This window comes from Gordonia prachuapensis (assembly GCF_036350515.1).
GTDB lineage: Bacteria > Actinomycetota > Actinomycetes > Mycobacteriales > Mycobacteriaceae > Gordonia > Gordonia prachuapensis.
Genome location: NZ_JAZDUE010000013.1, coordinates 21,537 through 39,714, shown reverse-complemented (window position 1 = coordinate 39,714; position 18,178 = coordinate 21,537). Strand labels below are relative to the sequence as shown.

Below are 18,178 nucleotides of genomic sequence, written 5' to 3'. Positions count from 1 at the left end.
ACAGATGCTGGGCGAGGAGATAACAGATCTCCGACGATCGGTCGGTTCGGCGACCTCTGATACCGCAGATCAGCGACGACGGTGCACCGATACCGCATAGTCGTCGCCGTCGAACGGATCACGGTCCCACGTCGACCACCTGTCGACCAGGTCGAAGCCGGATCGCTCTGCGAGATCGTCGTAGTCGGCGAGGGACAGCCGATCCTCGCGCAGCGAGAATCCGGCGACCAGCAGACCGCCCGGCTCGATCCGCTGGGACAGCTGGTCGAGAACCCGCCCCTCGGTGTCCGGCTCGAGGAAGATCATCACGTTGCCGGCGAGAACCGCGAGCTCGAAGGTGCCTTCGATGTTCGTGTCCAGTTCGGCGAGGTCGGCGAGTACCCAGGGGACGTCGGGTCCGTTGCGTCTGGCGGTGGACAGCATGTGATCGTCGGAGTCGACACCGACCACGGCGAATCCCCGGCGGCGGAGTTCGATCGCGACGCGGCCGGTTCCGCAGCCCGCGTCGAGGATCCGCTGATCGGTCCTGTCACCGATCAACGATTGCACCAGGTCCGCTTGGCCGTGGATGTTCTGTCCGGCGGACAACAGATGCTGCCAGCGTTCGTCGTACTTGTCGCCCTTGGGGGCGTTCGTGTCGTCCCATCGCGTCGCCATCGGCCCATCGTGCCATCGTTCGGGAGACCGTGTATCGGACCGCCCGCGGACCCCGGACGTGGTGTGTGTGCCCGGACCGGGAAGTGTGGTGGGGATGGACATCTACGAGGCGATCGCGAGCCGACGCGACGTGCGGAACGAGTTCAGCGGAGACGTGGTCGACGAGGCACGGTTGTGGCGGGTGCTGTCGGCCGCGCATGCGGCGCCGAGTGTGGGCAACACCCAGCCGTGGGATTTCGTGGTGATCCAGGAGCCGGGGCGCCTGGCCGCGTTCGCCGAGCACGTCGCGGGCTGCCGCGCCGATTTCGCGCGGTCGTTGCCCGCCGACCGCGCGCAGACCTTCGACCCGATCGTCGTCGAGGGCATCGAGCAGTCCGGTACCGGCATCGTGGTCACCTACGACGCGGGTCGAGGAGGACCCCATGTGCTCGGTCGTCACACGGTCGAGGAGACCGGGCGGTTGTCGGTGGGGTTGGCGATTCAGAACCTGTGGCTCGCCGCGACCGCCGAAGGCCTCGGCGTGGGATGGGTGTCCTTCTATCGGCCTGATGCCGTGCGCCGGTTGATCGATCTGCCGAGAGGTCTCGACGTCGTCGCGTGGCTGTGCATCGGCCCGGTCACGCAGCTGCAGACCGTGCCCGATCTCGAACGTTTCGGTTGGCGGTCACGGCGGCCGCTCGCCGACGCCGTGCACCGCGAGACATTCACGGCGCCGAGCGCCTGATTGAGCAGACCGACTCGCGGGCATGCGGATACGACTGTGCCCTCCGGCGGTGGCCGGAGGGCACTGTCGTCGATCAGCGGATGATCACACGTCGAACCGGTCGAGGTTCATGACCTTGTCCCATGCCGCGACGAAGTCCTTCACGAACTTCTCCTTGGCATCGTCCTCGGCGTAGACCTCCGCCAGGGCCCGCAGCTGGGAGTTGGAACCGAAGACCAGGTCGGCACGCGTGCCGGTCCACTTCGTCGCTCCGCTCTCGCGGTCCTTGCCGACATAGGAGCCGTCGTCGGCAGGTGACGGCGTCCACTCGGTGGCCATGTCCAGCACGTTGACGAAGAAGTCGTTCGTCAACTGGCCCGGCGTCTCCGTGAACACGCCGTGCGACGAACCGTTGTGGTTCGCGCCCAGAACTCGCAGACCACCGACGAGCACGGTCATCTCCGGCGCCGACAGAGTGAGCAGGTTCGCCTTGTCCAGCAGGCGGTATTCCGCGGGCATCTCGCTGGCCTTGCCGGCGTAGTTCCGGAATCCGTCGGCCTTGGGCTCCATGTGCGCGAAGGAGTCCTCGTCGGTCATCTCCTGGGTGGCGTCGGTACGGCCCGGGGTAAACGGGACGGTGACGTCGACGCCGGCGTCCTTGGCCGCCTTCTCGACGCCGGCCACACCACCGAGCACCACGAGGTCGGCGAAGGACACCTTGGCGCCCGCCTCACCGTTGAAGCTCTCCTGGATGCGCTCGAGGGTGCTGATGACCTGCGCGAGCTCGTCGGGCTCGTTGACCTCCCAGCCGACCTGCGGCTGCAGGCGGATGCGGCCGCCGTTCGCGCCACCGCGGAAGTCGCTGCCGCGGAACGACGATGCGGCCTTCCATGCGGTCGAGACGAGCTGGGACACGGTGAGACCCGACTCGAGCAGCTGCGCCTTCAGCGAATCGACATCGGCGTCGGAGAGCGTAGGTCCCTCGTGTGCCGGCACATTGTCCTGCCAGATGTAGGTCTCCGACGGCACCAGCGGACCGCGGTAGCGGATCGCCGGACCCATGTCGCGGTGCAGCAGCTTGAACCACGCCTTCGCGAACTCGTCGGCGAGCTCCTCAGGGTGTTCCAGCCACCGGCGGGTGATCTTCTCGAATCCCGGGTCCATCCGCATCGACAGGTCGGTGGTCAGCATGGACGGGTGGGTCTTGCCCTCGCCGAACGCATTCGGGACGGTGCCCTCGCCTGCGGCATCCTTCGGCTTCCACTGGTTGGCGCCGGCGGGGCTCTTGGTGAGTTCCCACTCGTAGCCGTAGAGGATCTCCAGGAAGCTGTTGTCCCACTTGGTCGGGGTATCGGTCCAGATGACCTCCAGGCCACTGGTGATCGCATCGGCACCGACGCCGCTGCCCTGCGGGTTCACCCAACCCAGACCCATCTGCTCGATGGGCGCGGCCTCCGGCTCCGGGCCGACGAGCTCGGCGTCACCGTTGCCGTGGGTCTTGCCGAAGGTGTGTCCACCGACGATGAGTGCCGCGGTCTCCACGTCGTTCATCGCCATCCGGCCGAAGGTGTCGCGAATGTCCTGCGCCGCGGCAAGTGGGTCCGGGTTGCCGTTGGGGCCTTCGGGATTGACGTAGATCAGGCCCATCTGTACGGCGGCGAGCGGGTTCTCGAGATCACGTTCGCCGCTGTAGCGGTCATCGCCGAGCCACTCGGCCTCGGGGCCCCAGTAGACCTCCTCGGGCTCCCACTGGTCGGGACGACCGAACGCGAAGCCTGCGGTCTTGAAGCCCATCGACTCCAGTGCGACGTTGCCGGCGAGAACCAGCAGGTCGGCCCACGAGATCGCCTTGCCGTACTTCTTCTTGACCGGCCACAGCAGGCGGCGTGCCTTGTCGAGGCTGGCGTTGTCCGGCCAGCTGTTGAGGGGGGCGAATCGCTGCATGCCCGAACCGGCGCCGCCGCGGCCGTCCTCGACGCGGTAGGTGCCGGCGGCGTGCCATGACATGCGGATGAACAGCGGACCGTAGTGCCCGAAGTCGGCCGGCCACCACGCCTGCGACGTCGTCATGACCTCGGCGAGATCAGCCTTGAGCGCAGCGACGTCGAGCGTCTGCAGCGCGGCGTCGTAGTCGTAGCTCTCGTCGAGCGGATTCACCACATCCGGGTTGTGTGCCAGCAGTTTGAGATTGAGCTGATTGGGCCACCAGTCGCGGTTGCCGCCACCCTCGACGGGCGGCTTGATCCGCATCGGGCATCCCTTGTCGGCTGCCTCGGTGTTGGCCTCGGCGATAGGAGGGTGCTCGGTGGCGTGGGCAGGGTTTTGCTCGGTCACGACAAACCTTTCCGGGAGTGAGTGATTCGGGCTGTGATCACGGATGTGATCCCGAAGGGAGGGAGTCCGCGCAGTCGGCGCAGAAACCCCAATAGATGACCTCGGCCTCGTCGAGGACGAAGCCGTGGTGCTCCGACGGGGTGAGGCAAGGTGCAGCCCCGACGGCACAGTCGACGTCACCGATGGCCCCGCAGGACCGGCAGATGACGTGGTGATGGTTGTCGCCGACGCGCGACTCGTAACGGGCGACATGGCCGGACGGCTGGATTCGCCGTACGAGACCGGCGGTCGTCAACGCGCGGAGCACGTCGTAGACCGCTTGCTTGGACACGTCGGGAAGTCCGGCCCGGACGGCCCCGACGATGGTGTCGGTGTCGGCATGGGGGTGTGCCCACACGGCGTCCAGAACGGCGAGACGCGGACGGGTGACCCGCAGATCCGCGTCACGCAAACGCTTTACGTGATCAGTGGGAGACGGCACGCAGACAATGATGCCGGTTTTCTGGACTCAGTCAAGTTTTGGTGGAAAGCCCCTGGTCGGCGGCCGTCAGTCCAATGCGCCGTTGGGTTCGACCCGGAAGCCCACCTTGAGCGTGACCTGGGTGTGGGCGACCTTGCCGTCGACGATGTGGCCGCGCGTGCTGACCACCTCGAACCACTCGACATTGCGAGTCGTCTCCGAGACCCGGCCGATGGCGTTGGCGATGGCCTGGTCGATGCCCTCCGGTGAGGACCCGACAACCTCGATGACGCGATATGTGTGATCACTCATGGGGCGATACTCCCACGCACTGGCGCGGCTGTGGTGTGAACGCTCGACTTCCCATCAGACGCTCAGCGTGCAAGCCGCGCGTCGGGGAGAAGGCTGCGCGTCGACCTGCAGGCGGTGACGGGAAGGGAATCAGATGCGCACGTAGCCCTCGTCGGTGCGGCCCACCTGCTCGAGATCGATCAGCCGCTCGAGGTGCAGTTCGGCGGTCCGGCGTTCGACGGCGTCGACGAACGGCATGTCGACGTGGGGTCGGTACACCAGGCGGTGGGCGACGATGTCGGCGAGCGTTCGCGGTCTGTCCAGGAAATCCAGCAGCCGGTCGTCCCGGCGTGCGATGACCGCTGCGTAGTCGGTGAGGCGGCGGCGGAATTCGGTGGCACCCTCGATGACGCCCTTCTGGTGAAAGGTGCCGTACCACCGTGCCTCGATGTCACGGACCACGTCGATGGAGCGGAGATAGGCCTCGACACTGCTGCCGACGTCGCCGTACATGGGGCCGAACGAGGTGAGGTCGATGTCGGCCACGTACAGGAACCCGGTCGGCTCGACGAGCACGCCGCAGTGGCCGGCGGTGTGGCCGGGAAGATGAATCACGGTGGCGGTCACGTCGCCGAGGTCGAACACGTGGCCACCATCGACACCACTCGCCTCGGGGAACCCGTTCGGGAGAGCGAACTGGTTGCCGATCTCCTCGTCGACGGCGATCTTCTCCTGCGGGGTCAGGCCGTAGCCGTCGATCAACACCTCGAGAGAACGGACCGCGTCGACCTCTGCGTGGTGCGTGTGGATGGGGGCCGAGAAGTGTTTGAGACCCGCGATGTGGTCCTCGTGGGCGTGACTGATCATCACGGCGTCGACGCCGACGGGGTCGTGGTCGACCTCGAGCGACGGGTCGATGATCATGGCCCCGGCGGAGCCGTTGACGATCACCGAGTTGCCGTATGGAAACGCGCCCCCGTGCGCCGACGTCAGTACGGTGACCGGACCGAACGGTGTCGCGCGAAGTGCCGAATCGGTCTCCATGACGGTTTCGTACCGCCGGCAGATCCGCCTGTCAATGTGCCGCTGCGGTTTCACCGCCCGCAAAGCGGGTACATGCCCGGTGTGTCGATGGCTCGAACAGATGCGGGTGTTGCCGGTGTGCCGTACGGTACGGCTGTGACCTCAGACACAGTCACTGCGCAGTATGAACGCAATGCTTCGGGCGGTGTCAGTCGTCGTCGACTGCTGGGAACGGCCGGTCTCGCCACGATCGTTGCCGCGATATCCCGTGGACCGATGGCGGCGGCCGCGCCACCCGACGGCTACGAGGACATGCCGCCGGTCGCGCGCCAGATTCTCGCCGGCCTGCGGGTGTCGTCGCGCGACGCGCTGCGGGGTGTCGCGGTGATGGTGATGCCGGGCGACGACCCATACTCGGTTCGTCAGGGGGTGACGGGTCGCGGCCCGGGTGCCATGAGCGACGGCGCCGCCGACGAGTTCATCGGCCTCGTCGACAGGTTCCTCCCACAGGGCGACGCGCTCGTGCGACCCGTCGCCGTGGCACTGTCGGTGACCCTGACCGACCTGTCTGTTCCGGCCCCGCCGCTGCCGGACGATCAGGTCGCGCAAGCGGTCGATCGTGCGTTGGGGGTCGCCGACACCGATCGCACCTTCCCGCTGTCGTTGCTCGCGGGCCTGGTCGTCGACGTCGCGGCGGTTCTTGCCGGCGCCCCGCTTGCCGGGCCGTTCGCCTCGCCGTTCGCCAACGCCGACTACCGCACCAAGTGTCGTGCGTTCGAGCTCATCGAGCGTCCCGTCGCCGACTTGGTCGCTGTGTTCGATACCGCGCTACCTCAACCGCTTCGGGGATCTGGCGCGGGTCTGCTGCGCTTCGTCGGCGGAATTCTGCTCGACGGGTCGGCGTTCACGGTCTGGAGCGAGCATCGGCTCTACGACCAGAACTCCCGGCGGCTGGCGCGTCGACCGGTCGCCTGGGACATCACCCGCTACCGGACGGAAGGGCTGGTCGACGGCCACGACGACTTCATCGGCTACTACCGAGGATTCGAGGAGTTCTGATCTGTGCGTGACGTGATCGTGATAGGTGCCGGCGGCGGAGGGCCGGTCGTGGCCGCCGAGCTGGCCGGGCAGGGACTCGACGTGTTGATCCTCGAAGGTGGCCCACGGCAGGCGAATCCGGCTCGCCAGTGGTCGCACCTGGAGTTCGACGCCAACGACCCGACGGCGGGGTTCCTGCGATTCGGTCCGGGCGATCGGGACAAGGCCGGCTGGTTCCGGGAATGGGCGCAGAACAGTTTCGTGTGGGAACTGGCCGGGGTCGGCGGCACCACGCAGCACTTCTTCGGCAACAGTCCCCGTCCGTACCCCGGTGTGTTCGCGGGGTACCGCGGGCGCGACGCCGCACTGTACGACACCGCGCACCGGTTTCCGTTCACCTACCGCGAACTCGTGCCCTACCTGGAGTGGGTCGAGGAGACGCTGCCGGTGAAGCCCGCCCCGATGGGCACCAAGGAAGCGATCTTCTTCCGCGGCTGTGAAGGGCTCGGTCTGCCGCTGCAGCGGTCCAGAGACACCACGCGCGCTTCCTTTCGGCCACAACCCAACTGCATCCTCCATCCAGGAGGGACCGCCGGCCGGACGTCGGACTCCGATCTGCTCGTCCACCCGCAAGCGCAGGGATGCACCTTCTGCGGCCATTGCTTCCAAGGCTGCTACCAGCCCGCGCAGGCGCCGCGCAACCTGTTCGCCCGCCGCTCCACCGACAACAGCTATGTCCCTCTCGGCCTCGCCGCCGACGCCGTCCGGGCGGGCGGTAGGGCGATCGAGCTGCGCACGGATTGCTTTGTGCAACAGATCCATATGCAGGGGTCGGGCAGTGAGACCCGGGCGACGGGCGTGTCCTGGCGCGACAATGCGACCGGTGAGCAGTCGCGGGAAGATGCCCGCGTGGTCGTCCTGGCCGGAGGTGCCACCGAGAGCCCGCGGCTCTGGTTCAACAGTGGCCTGCCGAATCCCAATGGCTGGGTGGGGCGCGGTCACACCGACCACTGGTTCGACTGGGTGGTCGGACTGTTCGACGAGGACACGGGCAACACCCGCGGCGCGAACTCGTGTTCGCGGGTGGAGCTACCGGGCTACGGCTGCCTGGAGAACTCGGGGGTGACACCGGCGATCCAGGCCTTCACGATGACGTTGTCGAACAGCGGTATCCGTGGCCAGTACACCAACGGACGTGGGATGCGGGGCGCCTGGGACGGCCCGACCGGTCGTCTCGCCGGTGAGGAACTCCGCGACTTCATGGCGCACGGTATCGACCGGATGCTGAACATTCTGTGCATCACCGACGATCACGTCGAACCGGAATGCCGCATCACTCCGTCGGCCTTTCCGGCCGATTCCAACGGCGCGGTCGCGAAGATCGACATCGACATCCGCAAACGCTCCGCACCGACGCGCCGCAATCGTGAGTACGTCGCCACCAAGGCCGCACAGCTCCTCCGAAAGGCGGGTGCGCGCAAGGTGTATCGCCTCGACTGGGCGCCGCTGCTGCTGCACGTCCACTCATCGATGCGGATGGGGGAGTCCTCGAAGAACTCGGTTGCGCGTCCGTCCGGGGAGGCGCGGTTCGTCGACCGATTGTTCATCGCGGACAACTCGGTCCTGGCCAACTCGCTCGGCGGCCCCAACCCGACGCTGACCACACAGGCGCTAGCGACACGGACCGCCGAGAACATCATGACCACCTACTTCGGTGGTGATCGGTGGGTGGCCTCCGGCGCGCCGGTGGTCAGCACCGACGACCGGATCACGCGACGGATGGTCGAGCTCGGCCTCTGAGCATTACCACGCCCGCGACCGCCGCCACTACCACGATGGTTACGGCGCAGATGATCACGACGGACGGCGTGACGCCCGCTGCCGTCACGATGATCCCGACGAGCGCCCAGATCACGGTCAGGGGATACCCGATCAGCACGCCGCCGAACAGCCAGGTCACGACGGATGCGAAGACCGCCGCCGCGATCAAAATGACCAACTGCCACCATGGTTCGTCCGGATCGGCACCGCTGTCCGCGATGTCCGACGCCCAGTTCTGGAATACGGCGGCCGTCGCCCAGCCGGCATAGATCCCGACCGTGACCCGAGTGAGCGCGGTCCGCCACCCCGGCGCATCCTCGTCCCGATGCCCGGCGGCGATCCGCGCGGCGTCGAGCAGCGCCACGGTCATGACGGTCAACACGATCGATGTGACCCACCGCCATTCGGCGGCCGAGAAGAGGATCCAGATCGCTGCGCCGAAGAAGGCGATCGAGAGGTCGACGGCCAAGCGGTGCGCCGCGCGGGTGCCGGTGGACCTCGTCAGCAGCACCGTCGCGGCGAGGACGATCGACAGCAGGTAGATGACACTCCAGATGGAGAACGTGTAGCCGGCCGGAGTGATCAACAGGTCGACCGTGGATTCGTTCGGTGACGCCCCGACACCCGCGAACGGCACGATCGGGGCTACCACCTGCGCAATTGCGCCGAAGACCACGATGATGGCGAGAGGACTGCTGACCCGCATTGAGACATCCATGACGCCAGGGTAGGCACAGCTGGGCGGGACACCAGCCGATGTCGTCAGCCGACGCGGGTACACCGTCGGGCCGGGATGCGGTACTGATTGGGTGTGCGTGCGAGCGAGGCGGATCGGATGATGTGGGCGTCGGATGCCGTGCTGGCCGAGTCCGCGGCGTGGCGATCGTCGTGGCATCCTGCCGGGTCGGAGTACTTCATGGTGGACGGATACGAGTTCTACCAGCAGGAAGGCGGGGCGACACTCCTCAACTACCGCGGTCCACGGATCCCGGGGGCGGAGATCATCGAGAACGCGCTGGCGATCGCTGCTTCGCATGGCGCCCGCGCTGCGCTGGTGACGGTCGGCCCTGGACCGCTGGGCGAGGTGAGCACGGACATACTCGACAGGCACGGAGCCGAGACCGTGGCAGTCGTCGACGTGGTCGCGATGGAGATCGGCGGGCCGATGCCCGACGGTCTCGCGGCCACCGATGACCTGGAGTGCCGGAAGGTCGGCGTGGACTGCCGGATCGACGAGTTCGAGGATGTGTCCCGGCGCGCGTGGGGCTTCGTGCCGCCCGTGTTGTCGGATCCGTCCGCTGCGCACGACGATGACCGCACGCCAGGTCTGTTCGTCGCCCGCTGTGCGGGCGTGACCGCCGGCGCGGGAGGCTATTCGCTGGCCGCCCAGGTGGCCAGGATGTGGGGTGCCGCCGTGCTTCCGGAGTTCCGCCGACAGGGCGTCTATCGCGCTCTCATCGGCGCCCGGGTCCGAGATGCACGTGACCGTGGCGCCACCTTGGCGCTCGTTCACGCCGAGCAGACGTCGTCACCGATCCTGCAGGCCCTGGGGTTCCGAAAGTTCGGCGAGCGTCGACGTGTGCGGATGAGCATCGGGACCTGATCACCGATGGACATCGACGACGTGACCGACGAGCTGTACGGCCTGGCGCCGTCGGACTTCGTCGAGCGACGCAACCAACTCGCCAAGGCGGCGAAGGGCGACGGCAACCGCGATCTGAGGCGTCAGATCGCTGCTCTGCGGCGTCCGACCCAGGTCGGGTGGGCGATCAACCAGTGGGTCCGAACAGATCCCGATGGTGTGGCGGCACTGCTCGACCTCGCGGCGGAACTGCTGGCCGCACAGCGGAGGTCGTCGGCAGATCGTCTGCGCGCCCTGGCCGAGCGGCGGCAGGAGCTCGTCGCCGAGTGTGTCATGTCGGTCCGTCGGACCGCAGATGCCAACGGTGTCGAATTGTCGGACAACGCGATCCGCGACGTCGGCCAGACCCTGCGGGCCGCGGTCGCCGACGACGAGATAGCCGATGTCCTCCGTCGTGGCCGACTGGTGACCGCGGCCGAGTACAGCGGATTCGGGCCGGCCGGAGTCTTCCTGGTCCCGGAACCCACCGGTGACGGCGAGGCGGAGGTGGAGCCTGACGCGGAAGCCGAGGATTCCTCCGCATCGTCGACGGGCGAAGTGGATACCGAGCGATTGGAACGCGCCCGGACCGCGCTTGCCGAGGCCGAGGCCGCCGAACGAGACGCCGAGGACACGGTCCGGAAACAGGACGGCGAGATCGTCGGTGCGCGACAACGGGCTGATGAGCTGTCCGAGGACCTCGAGCGGCTACGGGCCGAACTCGAGCAGCGGGACGCCGAAGTGCGCTTCGCCCGCCGTCAGGTCGAGACCGCCGAAGAGCAACGGCGCGGCGCCGCGGACGACCTGGATGCGGCTCGGCGCCGCGTGGATCGTGCGCGTACCGCGCTGAGGCGCCTCGAGCGGCAGAACTGAGCGACGGACGTCGTGACCGTTGTCAGCCGTCGGCGGACAGGATCTCGATGACGAACACCAACGTGTCGTCCGGTTCGATACCCGCGGCCGGGTTGCCGCTCGGATAGCCGTCGGCCGACGTCATCGCCACCGCCACCGTGGCGCCGACGTTCTGACCCGAGATCGCCTTCTGGAACCCGGGCACCACGCCGTCGAGCGGGAACTCCGCAGGCATACCCCGCTCGTAGCTGCTGTCGAACACCGATCCGTCGCGGCCGTTGACACCGAGGTAACACACAGACACGGTGGCGGTGTCGCCCACGACCGCGCCGTCGGCCGGTTCCAGGGTTTCCACCGTGGTTTCGTTCACCGAAAACGGTGTCGTGACGTCCACCTTGGGGGCAGCGGCATCGGTCGGAGGCGTGACCGCGATGCTCCCGGTCGCGCCGTCGTAGTCCCAGGCCGGCTCTGCCGAGTCCGATGCGGCGCCGGACGGGCAACTCGTCGCGGCGGCCGAGGTGGTCGGGGAGTCGTCGGTGGCCGAATCCGACGAGCCGTCGTCAGACGAGCAGGCGCTCAGCGCCATGGTCAGCATCAGAGCGGAGGCGACGGCCCCGCGGCGCACCGTGAACATGCCCGTAACGCTACAGATCGGACAAACCGAACGAGCACACCGCCTCGCCGTGTCGCAGAGGTCCCTGTCGGATGAAATAGGACAGTTCCTGTCCGGGTCGTGGAGGACAGTGGTGTCAAGCGGGTCCGGCAGACCGTCGGACACGATCACATCGGGTTCGCAGCCGGGAAAGAGGAATCATGTCTCGCGAGATCCAGGTGACCATCGACAGCGCCGATCCGGGCGCACTGGCCGAGTTCTGGGCCGACGTCCTCGGCTACCAAGTCCAGAGTCCGCCGCCAGGGTTCGATTCATGGGACGCGGCGCTCGACGCCTTCGGCGTCCCACCCGAGCGGCGTAACGACGCTTCCGGGATCGTTGATCCGGACGGCCACGGCCCGAGGATCTTCTTCCAGCGGGTGCCCGAGGAGAAGTCGGGCAAGAATCGACTGCACCTCGATGTGCGCGCCGCCCCCGACCTGGTGGGGGACGAGCGCATGGTCGCACTGGAGACCGAGTGCGATCGACTCGTGGCGGTGGGCGCCCGCCGGGTCACGCGTTTCGAGCCGGAACCGCCGCTGCAGGGCGGACACATCGTGCTCACCGACCCTGAAGGCAACGAGTTCTGCCTGGACTGACCTCAACCGCCAGAGGAGGCGGACGATCAGCGCAGCGCGAGCGAATCGTCGCGGTGCAGGACGAAGTAGTACGGGCGATCAGACCCCTTGAGGTCCATCGCACCGATCACCGTCTCGTCGGTGAGGCGGCGGAACACGTCATTGACCGGCAACTGGTCATAGATCATGGTGGCGCTGTCCACACCGCGATATCGGGTGGTGCGCAATCGTGCCTTGGGCTTGCGGGCCTGGGACAGCAGTCGCGTCGCAGCGATCGGTGTCGCGAACGACAACGACTTGACCGCCGGGACACGGTTACCGAGGGGCACGCCGCTGAAGGCAATCGCCGGATTCATCGGCCACAGGGCCGTTCCGTCGCGGGTCGGGAACAGCAATGGGTGCACGGTCTCGGCGTCCACGAACTGTTTTCCCCACCAACCGCTCGCGGCGAGCAGCCCGTCCATCGGGTGGTCGGTGGGCAGCTCCGCCCCGCGCCACGTCCCGAGCATGAACTCCGTCTCGACGGCGGGCGATGAGTCGAACAGGTCGAGCGCATCGGTGGCGGTGGACGGGACGGTGTCCATCAACTCGGTCAGCTGCATAGACAGATCGTACGCACCAAGAGACAGAGCGTTCAATGTGTTCCAATGTGCCGCCGTGGTTGAGTAGCCGGTGAGCTTGCGAGTCGGGCGCTCCTTCCGCTGGTCGAGTAGCCGGTGAGCTTGCGAGCCGGCGTATCGAGACCCCCTCACCGGCAGACGGCACCCTCCGAGGCAGACGTGACCAGCTTCGAGTACTTCGCCAGCACGCCACGCGTGTACCGCGGCGGCAGCGGAGTGAAGTCGTCGGCACGTCCGGCGAGTTCATCGTCGTCCACGAGGAGGTCGAGCGTGCCGCTCCCGACGTCGAGGCGGATACGATCCCCGTCACGGACCAAAGCGATCGGGCCACCGTCGACGGCCTCGGGTGCGACATGGCCCACGCACAGGCCGGTGGTGCCGCCGGAGAACCGGCCGTCGGTCATCAGCAGGACGTCCTTGCCGAGGCCGGCGCCCTTGATGGCACCGGTGATCGCGAGCATCTCGCGCATGCCGGGACCGCCCTTGGGACCTTCGTAGCGGATCACCACCACATCACCAGAGGTGATCGTGCCGTCCTCGAGCGCATCCATGGCCGCCCGTTCACGGTCGAAAACCCTTGCCACACCTTCGAACACATCGGAGTCGAAACCGGCCGACTTCACCACCGCACCCTCTGGGGCGAGTGAGCCCTTCAGAATGGTGATGCCCCCGGTCGGATGGATCGGCGAGCCGATGGCACGCAGCACCAGTCCGTCGGGGTCGGGCGGGGCGATGCCGGCCAGGTTCTCGGCGACGGTCTTGCCGGTGACGGTGAGGCACTCACCATGCAGCAGCCCGGCGTCGAGCAGTGCCTTCATGATGACGGGTACACCGCCGATCCGGTCGACGTCGGTCATCACGTGACGACCGAAGGGTTTCACGTCGGCGAGATGCGGGACCCGCGAGCCGATCCGCGCGAAATCGTCGAGCGACAGTGAGACCTCCGCCTCGTTGGCGATCGCCAATAGGTGCAGCACTGCGTTGGTCGATCCGCCGAACGCCATCACCACCGCGATCGCGTTCTCGAATGCTTCACGGGTCATGATGTCGCGGGCGGTGATCCCACGGCGCAGCATCTCGACGACCGCCTCGCCGCTTTGCCGGGCGAAGCTGTCGCGTCGCCGGTCAGGGGCCGGAGGCGCAGCGCTGCCGGGCAGCGACATGCCCAAGGCCTCGGCGGCGCTGGCCATGGTGTTGGCCGTGTACATCCCGCCACACGCGCCTTCTCCGGGGCAGATTGCCCGTTCGATCGTGTCCACGTCCTCGCGGCTCATCAGTCCGCGTGAACAGGCGCCGACCGCCTCGAACGCGTCGATGATGGTGACCTGTCGCTCCGCTCCGTCTGAGAGCGTGGCGTAGCCCGGCAGCGTAGACCCGGCGTACAGGAAGACGTTGGCGAGGTCGAGGCGCGCGGCGGCCATCAGCATGCCCGGCAGAGACTTGTCGCATCCGGCGAGAAGCACCGAGCCGTCGAGCCGCTCGGCGTTCATGACCGTCTCCACGCTGTCAGCGATCACCTCGCGTGACACAAGCGAGAAGTGCATGCCCTCGTGGCCCATCGAGATGCCATCGGAGACCGAGATGGTCCCGAACTCCAGCGGATACCCGCCGGCCTCGTGCACACCCTCCTTGACCGCCTTCGCCAGGCGATCGAGAGACAGGTTGCACGGGGTGATCTCGTTCCACGACGATCCGACGCCGATCTGGGGTTTGACCCAGTCATCGTCGCCCATGCCCACCGCGCGCAGCATCCCGCGGGCGGCGGTCTTCTCGAGGCCGTCGGTGACGTCGCGACTACGGGGCTTGATGTCGATGTCGGTACCGGACTCTGACTTGCTCATATCGGCCACCCTAGATCCGTCGGCGCCGTGACGGTTGAGTTGGTCGTCGATTCCGCCCGAATCGGAACCTGCGGCCTATTCCTCCGGCCCCGCAGCCGATCGGTTCGACACTGCCGCGTCGGCGGGACCGATCATCGGGTGAACACACGCGCAGCGTCTGCCACGATGTCACGCCCCTGGGCGCCTCCGGCGAACCGGCGCCGTTGACGGGTCGCACCGTTCCCGTTCTCCGACAAGCTCCTCATGTAGTCGGTGACCAACGAGCTGTCACCGAGCACGTCGAGCGCGGCCGAGATGTCGTCGACGAGGTCGGACATCATCTGCCGAGCCGGGACGAGCCGCTGGGACAGCACATCGATGCCGTCTCCGTCGACGCCATCGTGTGCGGCCTTCCACATGGCAGCCCTCAGTACCGCCGAATCCACTTCCGGTGCATCGATTCCCGCATTGATCTCGTTCGTCGCCGTCATGACCAGTGCCCGGACGACGGTCGCCAGGGCGACGGTGTCGGCGGGTTGCTGCTGGACGTCGCCGACGCGGATCTCGATGGTGGGTAGATGATCAGACGGTCGGATGTCCCAATACACCATGTGATCGTCGAGGATCGCTCCGGAGGAGACGAACATCGTCACGAGCCGTTCGAAATGCTCGCGCGAGTGGAGATGTGGTGGCGGACCGGAGGCCGGCCAACGGTTCCACAGCATGGACCGCCAGCTCGCGTGTCCGGTGTCGGCATCCCGGTAGATCGCCGAGTTCGCCGACATCGCCAGCAGAATCGGTAGTCGTTGCCGCAGGTGATTGCTGACTTTGACGGCGATGTCCCGATCGTCGACGCCGACATGAACATGACAGCCCGAGATCCCCTGCTCGTGGGCGAGCATCCCGAACTGTTCGCCGATGCGGCGGTACCGCTCGGTGTCGGTCACCGGGAACGCATCCGGGATGGTGGGTGGTACACCCGTCCCGATCACGTCGACCTCGACCTCGTCGGCCGCGTCGGACACCACCGACCGCAGCCGACGAAGTTCGTCGAGGACCTGGCCACTCGTCGCGCACGTCGAGGTGGCGATCTCGACCTGACAGGTGGTGAGTTCCAGATCCAGATCCACCCCACGGCGGGAGGCGGCGTCGGCCACCTCTCGATTGCGGCCCACTGGATGCCGGGATGCACGGTCGACCAGGATGAACTCCTCTTCCACACCGATGGTCGGCAGCGACGAGTCGAGACCGTGGGCGCGCACCAGGTCGGCAGAATTCACGATCTCATCGTACGGTCGGGGAGAACACGCGGAGATCCGCTCAGCCGAGGATGGGAGTGTGCGGTGGCAGGTGTCGATGTCGGTATCCGATCGGACATGACGCCGGACGCGGCGTGGAAACTGGCCTCCGACCTCGGACGGTTCTCGGAATGGATGACGATCTTCGGCGGATGGAAGAGTGAGGTTCCCGATGAGATCCACGAGGGCACGGAGGTCTCGTCCCTGATCAAGGTCAAGGGATTCCGCAACATCATCCACTGGACCGTCACCGACTACGAGGAGCCGGAGAAGATCTCGTTGTCCGGAAAGGGCCGGGGCGGTGTGCGCATCGACCTCACCATGCGCGTCAGCGAGGACGGCGCAGGTTCACATTTCGACCTGAACGCGACCCTGAGCGGCGGATTGCTCAACGGGCCGGTCGGCCGGCTGGTCGCGCGGGTCATCGAGTCCGACGTGCGTCAGTCGATCGAGAACCTGGCCGAGTTGGGTGGTTCGGCGCAGGGTCGCTGATCACGGAGGTGTCGGTAGCCAGCGGGTGACATCGCGCACGGTGAGCCATCGAGAGGTGTCGGTGTCGGGCGAGGTGGGTACTCATCGAGTCGTTCGCCGGCCGCTACCTGCTGAGGAGACTCGATGAGTGACACCGTCGCCGACGTGGTCCTGTCCCGACTTCGCGAATGGGGGACGAGACAGGTCTTCGGATATCCGGGCGACGGCATCAACGGGCTGCTGGCCGCCTGGGCGGACGCCGACGATGATCCGCAATTCGTGCAGTCGCGGCACGAGGAGATGAGCGCGTTCGAGGCGGTCGGCTTCGCCAAGTTCTCCGGACAGGTCGGTGTGTGCGCGGCAACCAGCGGGCCCGGTGGAATCCACCTGCTCAACGGGCTCTACGACGCCAAACTCGACCACGTGCCGGTGGTGGCCATCGTCGGGCAGACCGAACGCTCGGCGATGGGCGGGGCGTACCAGCAAGAGATCGACATGCTCTCGCTCTTCAAAGACGTGTGCAGCGACTTCGTGCAGATGTGCACCGTGCCGGAACAGATCCCCAACCTGATCGACCGGGCTTTCCGGGTGGCGATGACCGAGCGTGCACCGACGGCTCTGATCTTCCCGTCGGATGTCTTCGAACTGGAGTACTCGCCTCCGCAACACGAGTTCAAACATGTCCCGTCCAGTCTCGGAATGGCGACCGCCACAACCGATCCCGCCCCTGACGCCGTCGCACGTGCGGCCGCTGTGCTCAACGAGGGGAACAAGGTCGCGATGCTGGTCGGCCAAGGCGCGCGTGGCTGTACCGACGAACTCACCGAGGTCGCCGACCGGCTCGGCGCCGGTTGTGCGAAGGCGCTGCTCGGTCGAGACGTCCTGTCGGACACGCTGCCCTGGGTGACCGGATCGATCGGACTGCTCGGGACCACGGCCAGCTATCACCTGATGCGTGACTGCGACACGTTGCTCACCATCGGCTCCAACTTTCCGTACTCGCAGTTCCTCCCGGAGTTCGGCCAGGCGCGGGGAGTGCAGATCGACCGATCTGGCAAGTTGATCGGTATGCGCTACCCCAACGAGGTCAATCTCGTCGGTGACGCCAAACGTACTCTGCAGCAACTCATCCCGCAGTTGGAGCGAAAGCAGGACCGCTCGTGGCAGGAGAAGGTGGAAAAGCAGGTCGAGCGGTGGCACACGACAGCGCAGCGGCAGGCGATGACGGATGCCGATCCGATCAACCCGATGCGGATCTTCCACGAATTCTCTCACCGTGCACCTTCGGACGCGATCATCGCCGCCGACTCGGGCAGTGCGGCCAACTGGTATGCCCGTCACATCACGTTCCGGGGCGATATGCGCGGATCACTGTCCGGGACCCTCGCGACGATGGGACCGGCCGTCCCATACGTGATCGGCGCCAAATGGGCCCACCCCGGACGGCCGGGGATCGCCTTCGAGGGCGACGGCGCGATGCAGATGAACGGACTGGCCGAGATGCTCACCGTCGCCCACTACTGGCGGCAATGGACCGATCCCCGGCTGATCGTCGTCGTCCTGCACAACAACGATCTCAACCAGGTCACCTGGGAACAGCGGGCGATGGCCGCCTCGCCGAAGTTCGAGGCCTCCCAGACACTGCCCGACGTCGACTACGCGGCCTTCGCCCGGGGGATCGGATTGGGTGGCATCAACGTCGATGATCCGGCAGACCTCGGTCACGCGTGGGACCGGGCGTTGTCGGCGGATCGGCCGACGCTGCTGGACATCCGGTGTGACCCCAGCGTCCCTCCCATTCCTCCGCATGCGACGCTCGACCAGGCGAAGTCGCTCAGCACCGCGCTCGTCAAGGGCGACGAGGACTCCTGGGACATCGTCAAGCAGGGCGCCAAACAGAAAGTGCAACAGTACCTTCCGGGCACCAAGGGCGAGTAGG

At 66.9% G+C, this 18,178-nt stretch carries 18 protein-coding genes; 8 read left to right on the top strand and 10 right to left on the bottom strand.

Features of this window, described 5'->3' with window-relative positions; all coding sequences use genetic code 11:
* Positions 1 to 69: 69 nt before the first annotated feature.
* Positions 70 to 657 (bottom strand): class I SAM-dependent DNA methyltransferase, encoded by a 588-nt coding sequence (locus V1Y59_RS15895; protein ID WP_330505930.1) that lies wholly within the window; start codon positions 655 to 657, stop codon positions 70 to 72.
* A gap of 94 nt (positions 658 to 751) precedes the next feature.
* Between V1Y59_RS15895 and bluB the strand changes: the two genes are divergently transcribed.
* Positions 752 to 1,381: a 5,6-dimethylbenzimidazole synthase gene (gene bluB, locus V1Y59_RS15890; protein ID WP_330506035.1), complete on the top strand. Its 630-nt coding sequence runs from the start codon at positions 752 to 754 to the stop codon at positions 1,379 to 1,381.
* Between the two features lie 84 nt (positions 1,382 to 1,465).
* On the opposite strand, the gene katG is transcribed toward bluB, so the two are convergent.
* From katG to V1Y59_RS15870, 4 genes are all read right to left on the bottom strand, one after another.
* Entirely contained in the window at positions 1,466 to 3,694 is a 2,229-nt protein-coding gene (gene katG / locus V1Y59_RS15885; RefSeq protein WP_330505929.1) for a catalase/peroxidase HPI, read from the bottom strand.
* A 37-nt stretch (positions 3,695 to 3,731) separates the two neighbouring features.
* Complete coding sequence (locus V1Y59_RS15880) at positions 3,732 to 4,175, bottom strand: Fur family transcriptional regulator (protein WP_330505928.1); 444 nt, start codon at positions 4,173 to 4,175, stop codon at positions 3,732 to 3,734.
* A 66-nt stretch (positions 4,176 to 4,241) separates the two neighbouring features.
* On the bottom strand, positions 4,242 to 4,466 hold the full coding sequence (locus tag V1Y59_RS15875; RefSeq protein WP_330505927.1) for a dodecin: 225 nt from the start codon (positions 4,464 to 4,466) through the stop codon (positions 4,242 to 4,244).
* A gap of 129 nt (positions 4,467 to 4,595) precedes the next feature.
* The gene (locus V1Y59_RS15870) at positions 4,596 to 5,489 is read right to left on the bottom strand and encodes an MBL fold metallo-hydrolase (RefSeq protein ID WP_330505926.1); all 894 of its coding nucleotides are present in this window, start codon (positions 5,487 to 5,489) and stop codon (positions 4,596 to 4,598) included.
* 135 nt (positions 5,490 to 5,624) lie between these two features.
* Between V1Y59_RS15870 and V1Y59_RS15865 the strand changes: the two genes are divergently transcribed.
* Together V1Y59_RS15865 and V1Y59_RS15860 are read left to right on the top strand one after the other, a co-directional pair.
* On the top strand, positions 5,625 to 6,527 hold the full coding sequence (locus V1Y59_RS15865; protein WP_330505925.1) for a hypothetical protein: 903 nt from the start codon (positions 5,625 to 5,627) through the stop codon (positions 6,525 to 6,527).
* Between the two features lie 3 nt (positions 6,528 to 6,530).
* Positions 6,531 to 8,306, top strand: a complete 1,776-nt coding sequence (locus V1Y59_RS15860; RefSeq protein WP_330505924.1) for a GMC family oxidoreductase N-terminal domain-containing protein — start codon at positions 6,531 to 6,533, stop codon at positions 8,304 to 8,306.
* Here the strand turns inward: V1Y59_RS15860 and V1Y59_RS15855 are convergent.
* On the bottom strand, positions 8,275 to 9,045 hold the full coding sequence (locus V1Y59_RS15855) for an MFS transporter (RefSeq protein ID WP_330505923.1): 771 nt from the start codon (positions 9,043 to 9,045) through the stop codon (positions 8,275 to 8,277). The genes V1Y59_RS15860 and V1Y59_RS15855 overlap by 32 nt on opposite strands.
* A 93-nt stretch (positions 9,046 to 9,138) precedes the next feature.
* Here V1Y59_RS15855 and V1Y59_RS15850 point away from each other — a divergent pair, with 93 nt between their 5' ends.
* Positions 9,139 to 9,930: a GNAT family N-acetyltransferase gene (locus V1Y59_RS15850; protein WP_330505922.1), complete on the top strand. Its 792-nt coding sequence runs from the start codon at positions 9,139 to 9,141 to the stop codon at positions 9,928 to 9,930.
* 6 nt (positions 9,931 to 9,936) lie between these two features.
* Positions 9,937 to 10,821 (top strand): hypothetical protein, encoded by an 885-nt coding sequence (locus tag V1Y59_RS15845; RefSeq protein ID WP_330505921.1) that lies wholly within the window; start codon positions 9,937 to 9,939, stop codon positions 10,819 to 10,821.
* A 22-nt stretch (positions 10,822 to 10,843) separates the two neighbouring features.
* Here V1Y59_RS15845 and V1Y59_RS15840 read toward each other — a convergent pair whose 3' ends face one another.
* Positions 10,844 to 11,434 (bottom strand): FKBP-type peptidyl-prolyl cis-trans isomerase, encoded by a 591-nt coding sequence (locus tag V1Y59_RS15840; RefSeq protein ID WP_330505920.1) that lies wholly within the window; start codon positions 11,432 to 11,434, stop codon positions 10,844 to 10,846.
* A gap of 179 nt (positions 11,435 to 11,613) precedes the next feature.
* Here V1Y59_RS15840 and V1Y59_RS15835 point away from each other — a divergent pair, with 179 nt between their 5' ends.
* On the top strand, positions 11,614 to 12,051 hold the full coding sequence (locus tag V1Y59_RS15835) for a VOC family protein (protein ID WP_330505919.1): 438 nt from the start codon (positions 11,614 to 11,616) through the stop codon (positions 12,049 to 12,051).
* 26 nt (positions 12,052 to 12,077) lie between these two features.
* Here the strand turns inward: V1Y59_RS15835 and V1Y59_RS15830 are convergent, their stop codons facing one another.
* The 3 genes from V1Y59_RS15830 to V1Y59_RS15820 form a co-directional block, all read right to left on the bottom strand.
* On the bottom strand, positions 12,078 to 12,632 hold the full coding sequence (locus tag V1Y59_RS15830; RefSeq protein WP_330505918.1) for a DUF4334 domain-containing protein: 555 nt from the start codon (positions 12,630 to 12,632) through the stop codon (positions 12,078 to 12,080).
* A gap of 146 nt (positions 12,633 to 12,778) precedes the next feature.
* On the bottom strand, positions 12,779 to 14,491 hold the full coding sequence (ilvD, locus tag V1Y59_RS15825; RefSeq protein WP_431309190.1) for a dihydroxy-acid dehydratase: 1,713 nt from the start codon (positions 14,489 to 14,491) through the stop codon (positions 12,779 to 12,781).
* Between the two features lie 131 nt (positions 14,492 to 14,622).
* Positions 14,623 to 15,750, bottom strand: a complete 1,128-nt coding sequence (locus tag V1Y59_RS15820) for a glutamate--cysteine ligase (RefSeq protein WP_330505916.1) — start codon at positions 15,748 to 15,750, stop codon at positions 14,623 to 14,625.
* 63 nt (positions 15,751 to 15,813) lie between these two features.
* Here V1Y59_RS15820 and V1Y59_RS15815 point away from each other — a divergent pair, with 63 nt between their 5' ends.
* Both V1Y59_RS15815 and V1Y59_RS15810 read left to right on the top strand, forming a co-directional pair.
* Positions 15,814 to 16,260 (top strand): type II toxin-antitoxin system Rv0910 family toxin, encoded by a 447-nt coding sequence (locus V1Y59_RS15815; protein WP_330431821.1) that lies wholly within the window; start codon positions 15,814 to 15,816, stop codon positions 16,258 to 16,260.
* A gap of 123 nt (positions 16,261 to 16,383) precedes the next feature.
* Positions 16,384 to 18,177 (top strand): thiamine pyrophosphate-requiring protein, encoded by a 1,794-nt coding sequence (locus V1Y59_RS15810; protein WP_330505915.1) that lies wholly within the window; start codon positions 16,384 to 16,386, stop codon positions 18,175 to 18,177.
* The last annotated feature ends 1 nt before the right edge of the window (position 18,178 follow it).

Bases quoted from the DNA above. Each gene is read 5' to 3' on its own strand.
- V1Y59_RS15895 (WP_330505930.1), bottom strand. From the start codon at position 657: ATGGCGACGCGATGGGACGACACGAACGCCCCCAAGGGCGACAAGTAC.
- bluB (WP_330506035.1), top strand. From the start codon at position 752: ATGGACATCTACGAGGCGATCGCGAGCCGACGCGACGTGCGGAACGAG.
- V1Y59_RS15875 (WP_330505927.1), bottom strand. From the start codon at position 4,466: ATGAGTGATCACACATATCGCGTCATCGAGGTTGTCGGGTCCTCACCG.
- V1Y59_RS15870 (WP_330505926.1), bottom strand. From the start codon at position 5,489: ATGGAGACCGATTCGGCACTTCGCGCGACACCGTTCGGTCCGGTCACC.
- V1Y59_RS15855 (WP_330505923.1), bottom strand. From the start codon at position 9,045: ATGGATGTCTCAATGCGGGTCAGCAGTCCTCTCGCCATCATCGTGGTC.
- V1Y59_RS15845 (WP_330505921.1), top strand. From the start codon at position 9,937: ATGGACATCGACGACGTGACCGACGAGCTGTACGGCCTGGCGCCGTCG.
- V1Y59_RS15840 (WP_330505920.1), bottom strand. From the start codon at position 11,434: ATGTTCACGGTGCGCCGCGGGGCCGTCGCCTCCGCTCTGATGCTGACC.
- V1Y59_RS15835 (WP_330505919.1), top strand. From the start codon at position 11,614: ATGTCTCGCGAGATCCAGGTGACCATCGACAGCGCCGATCCGGGCGCA.
- V1Y59_RS15830 (WP_330505918.1), bottom strand. From the start codon at position 12,632: ATGCAGCTGACCGAGTTGATGGACACCGTCCCGTCCACCGCCACCGAT.
- ilvD (WP_431309190.1), bottom strand. From the start codon at position 14,491: ATGAGCAAGTCAGAGTCCGGTACCGACATCGACATCAAGCCCCGTAGT.
- V1Y59_RS15810 (WP_330505915.1), top strand. From the start codon at position 16,384: ATGAGTGACACCGTCGCCGACGTGGTCCTGTCCCGACTTCGCGAATGG.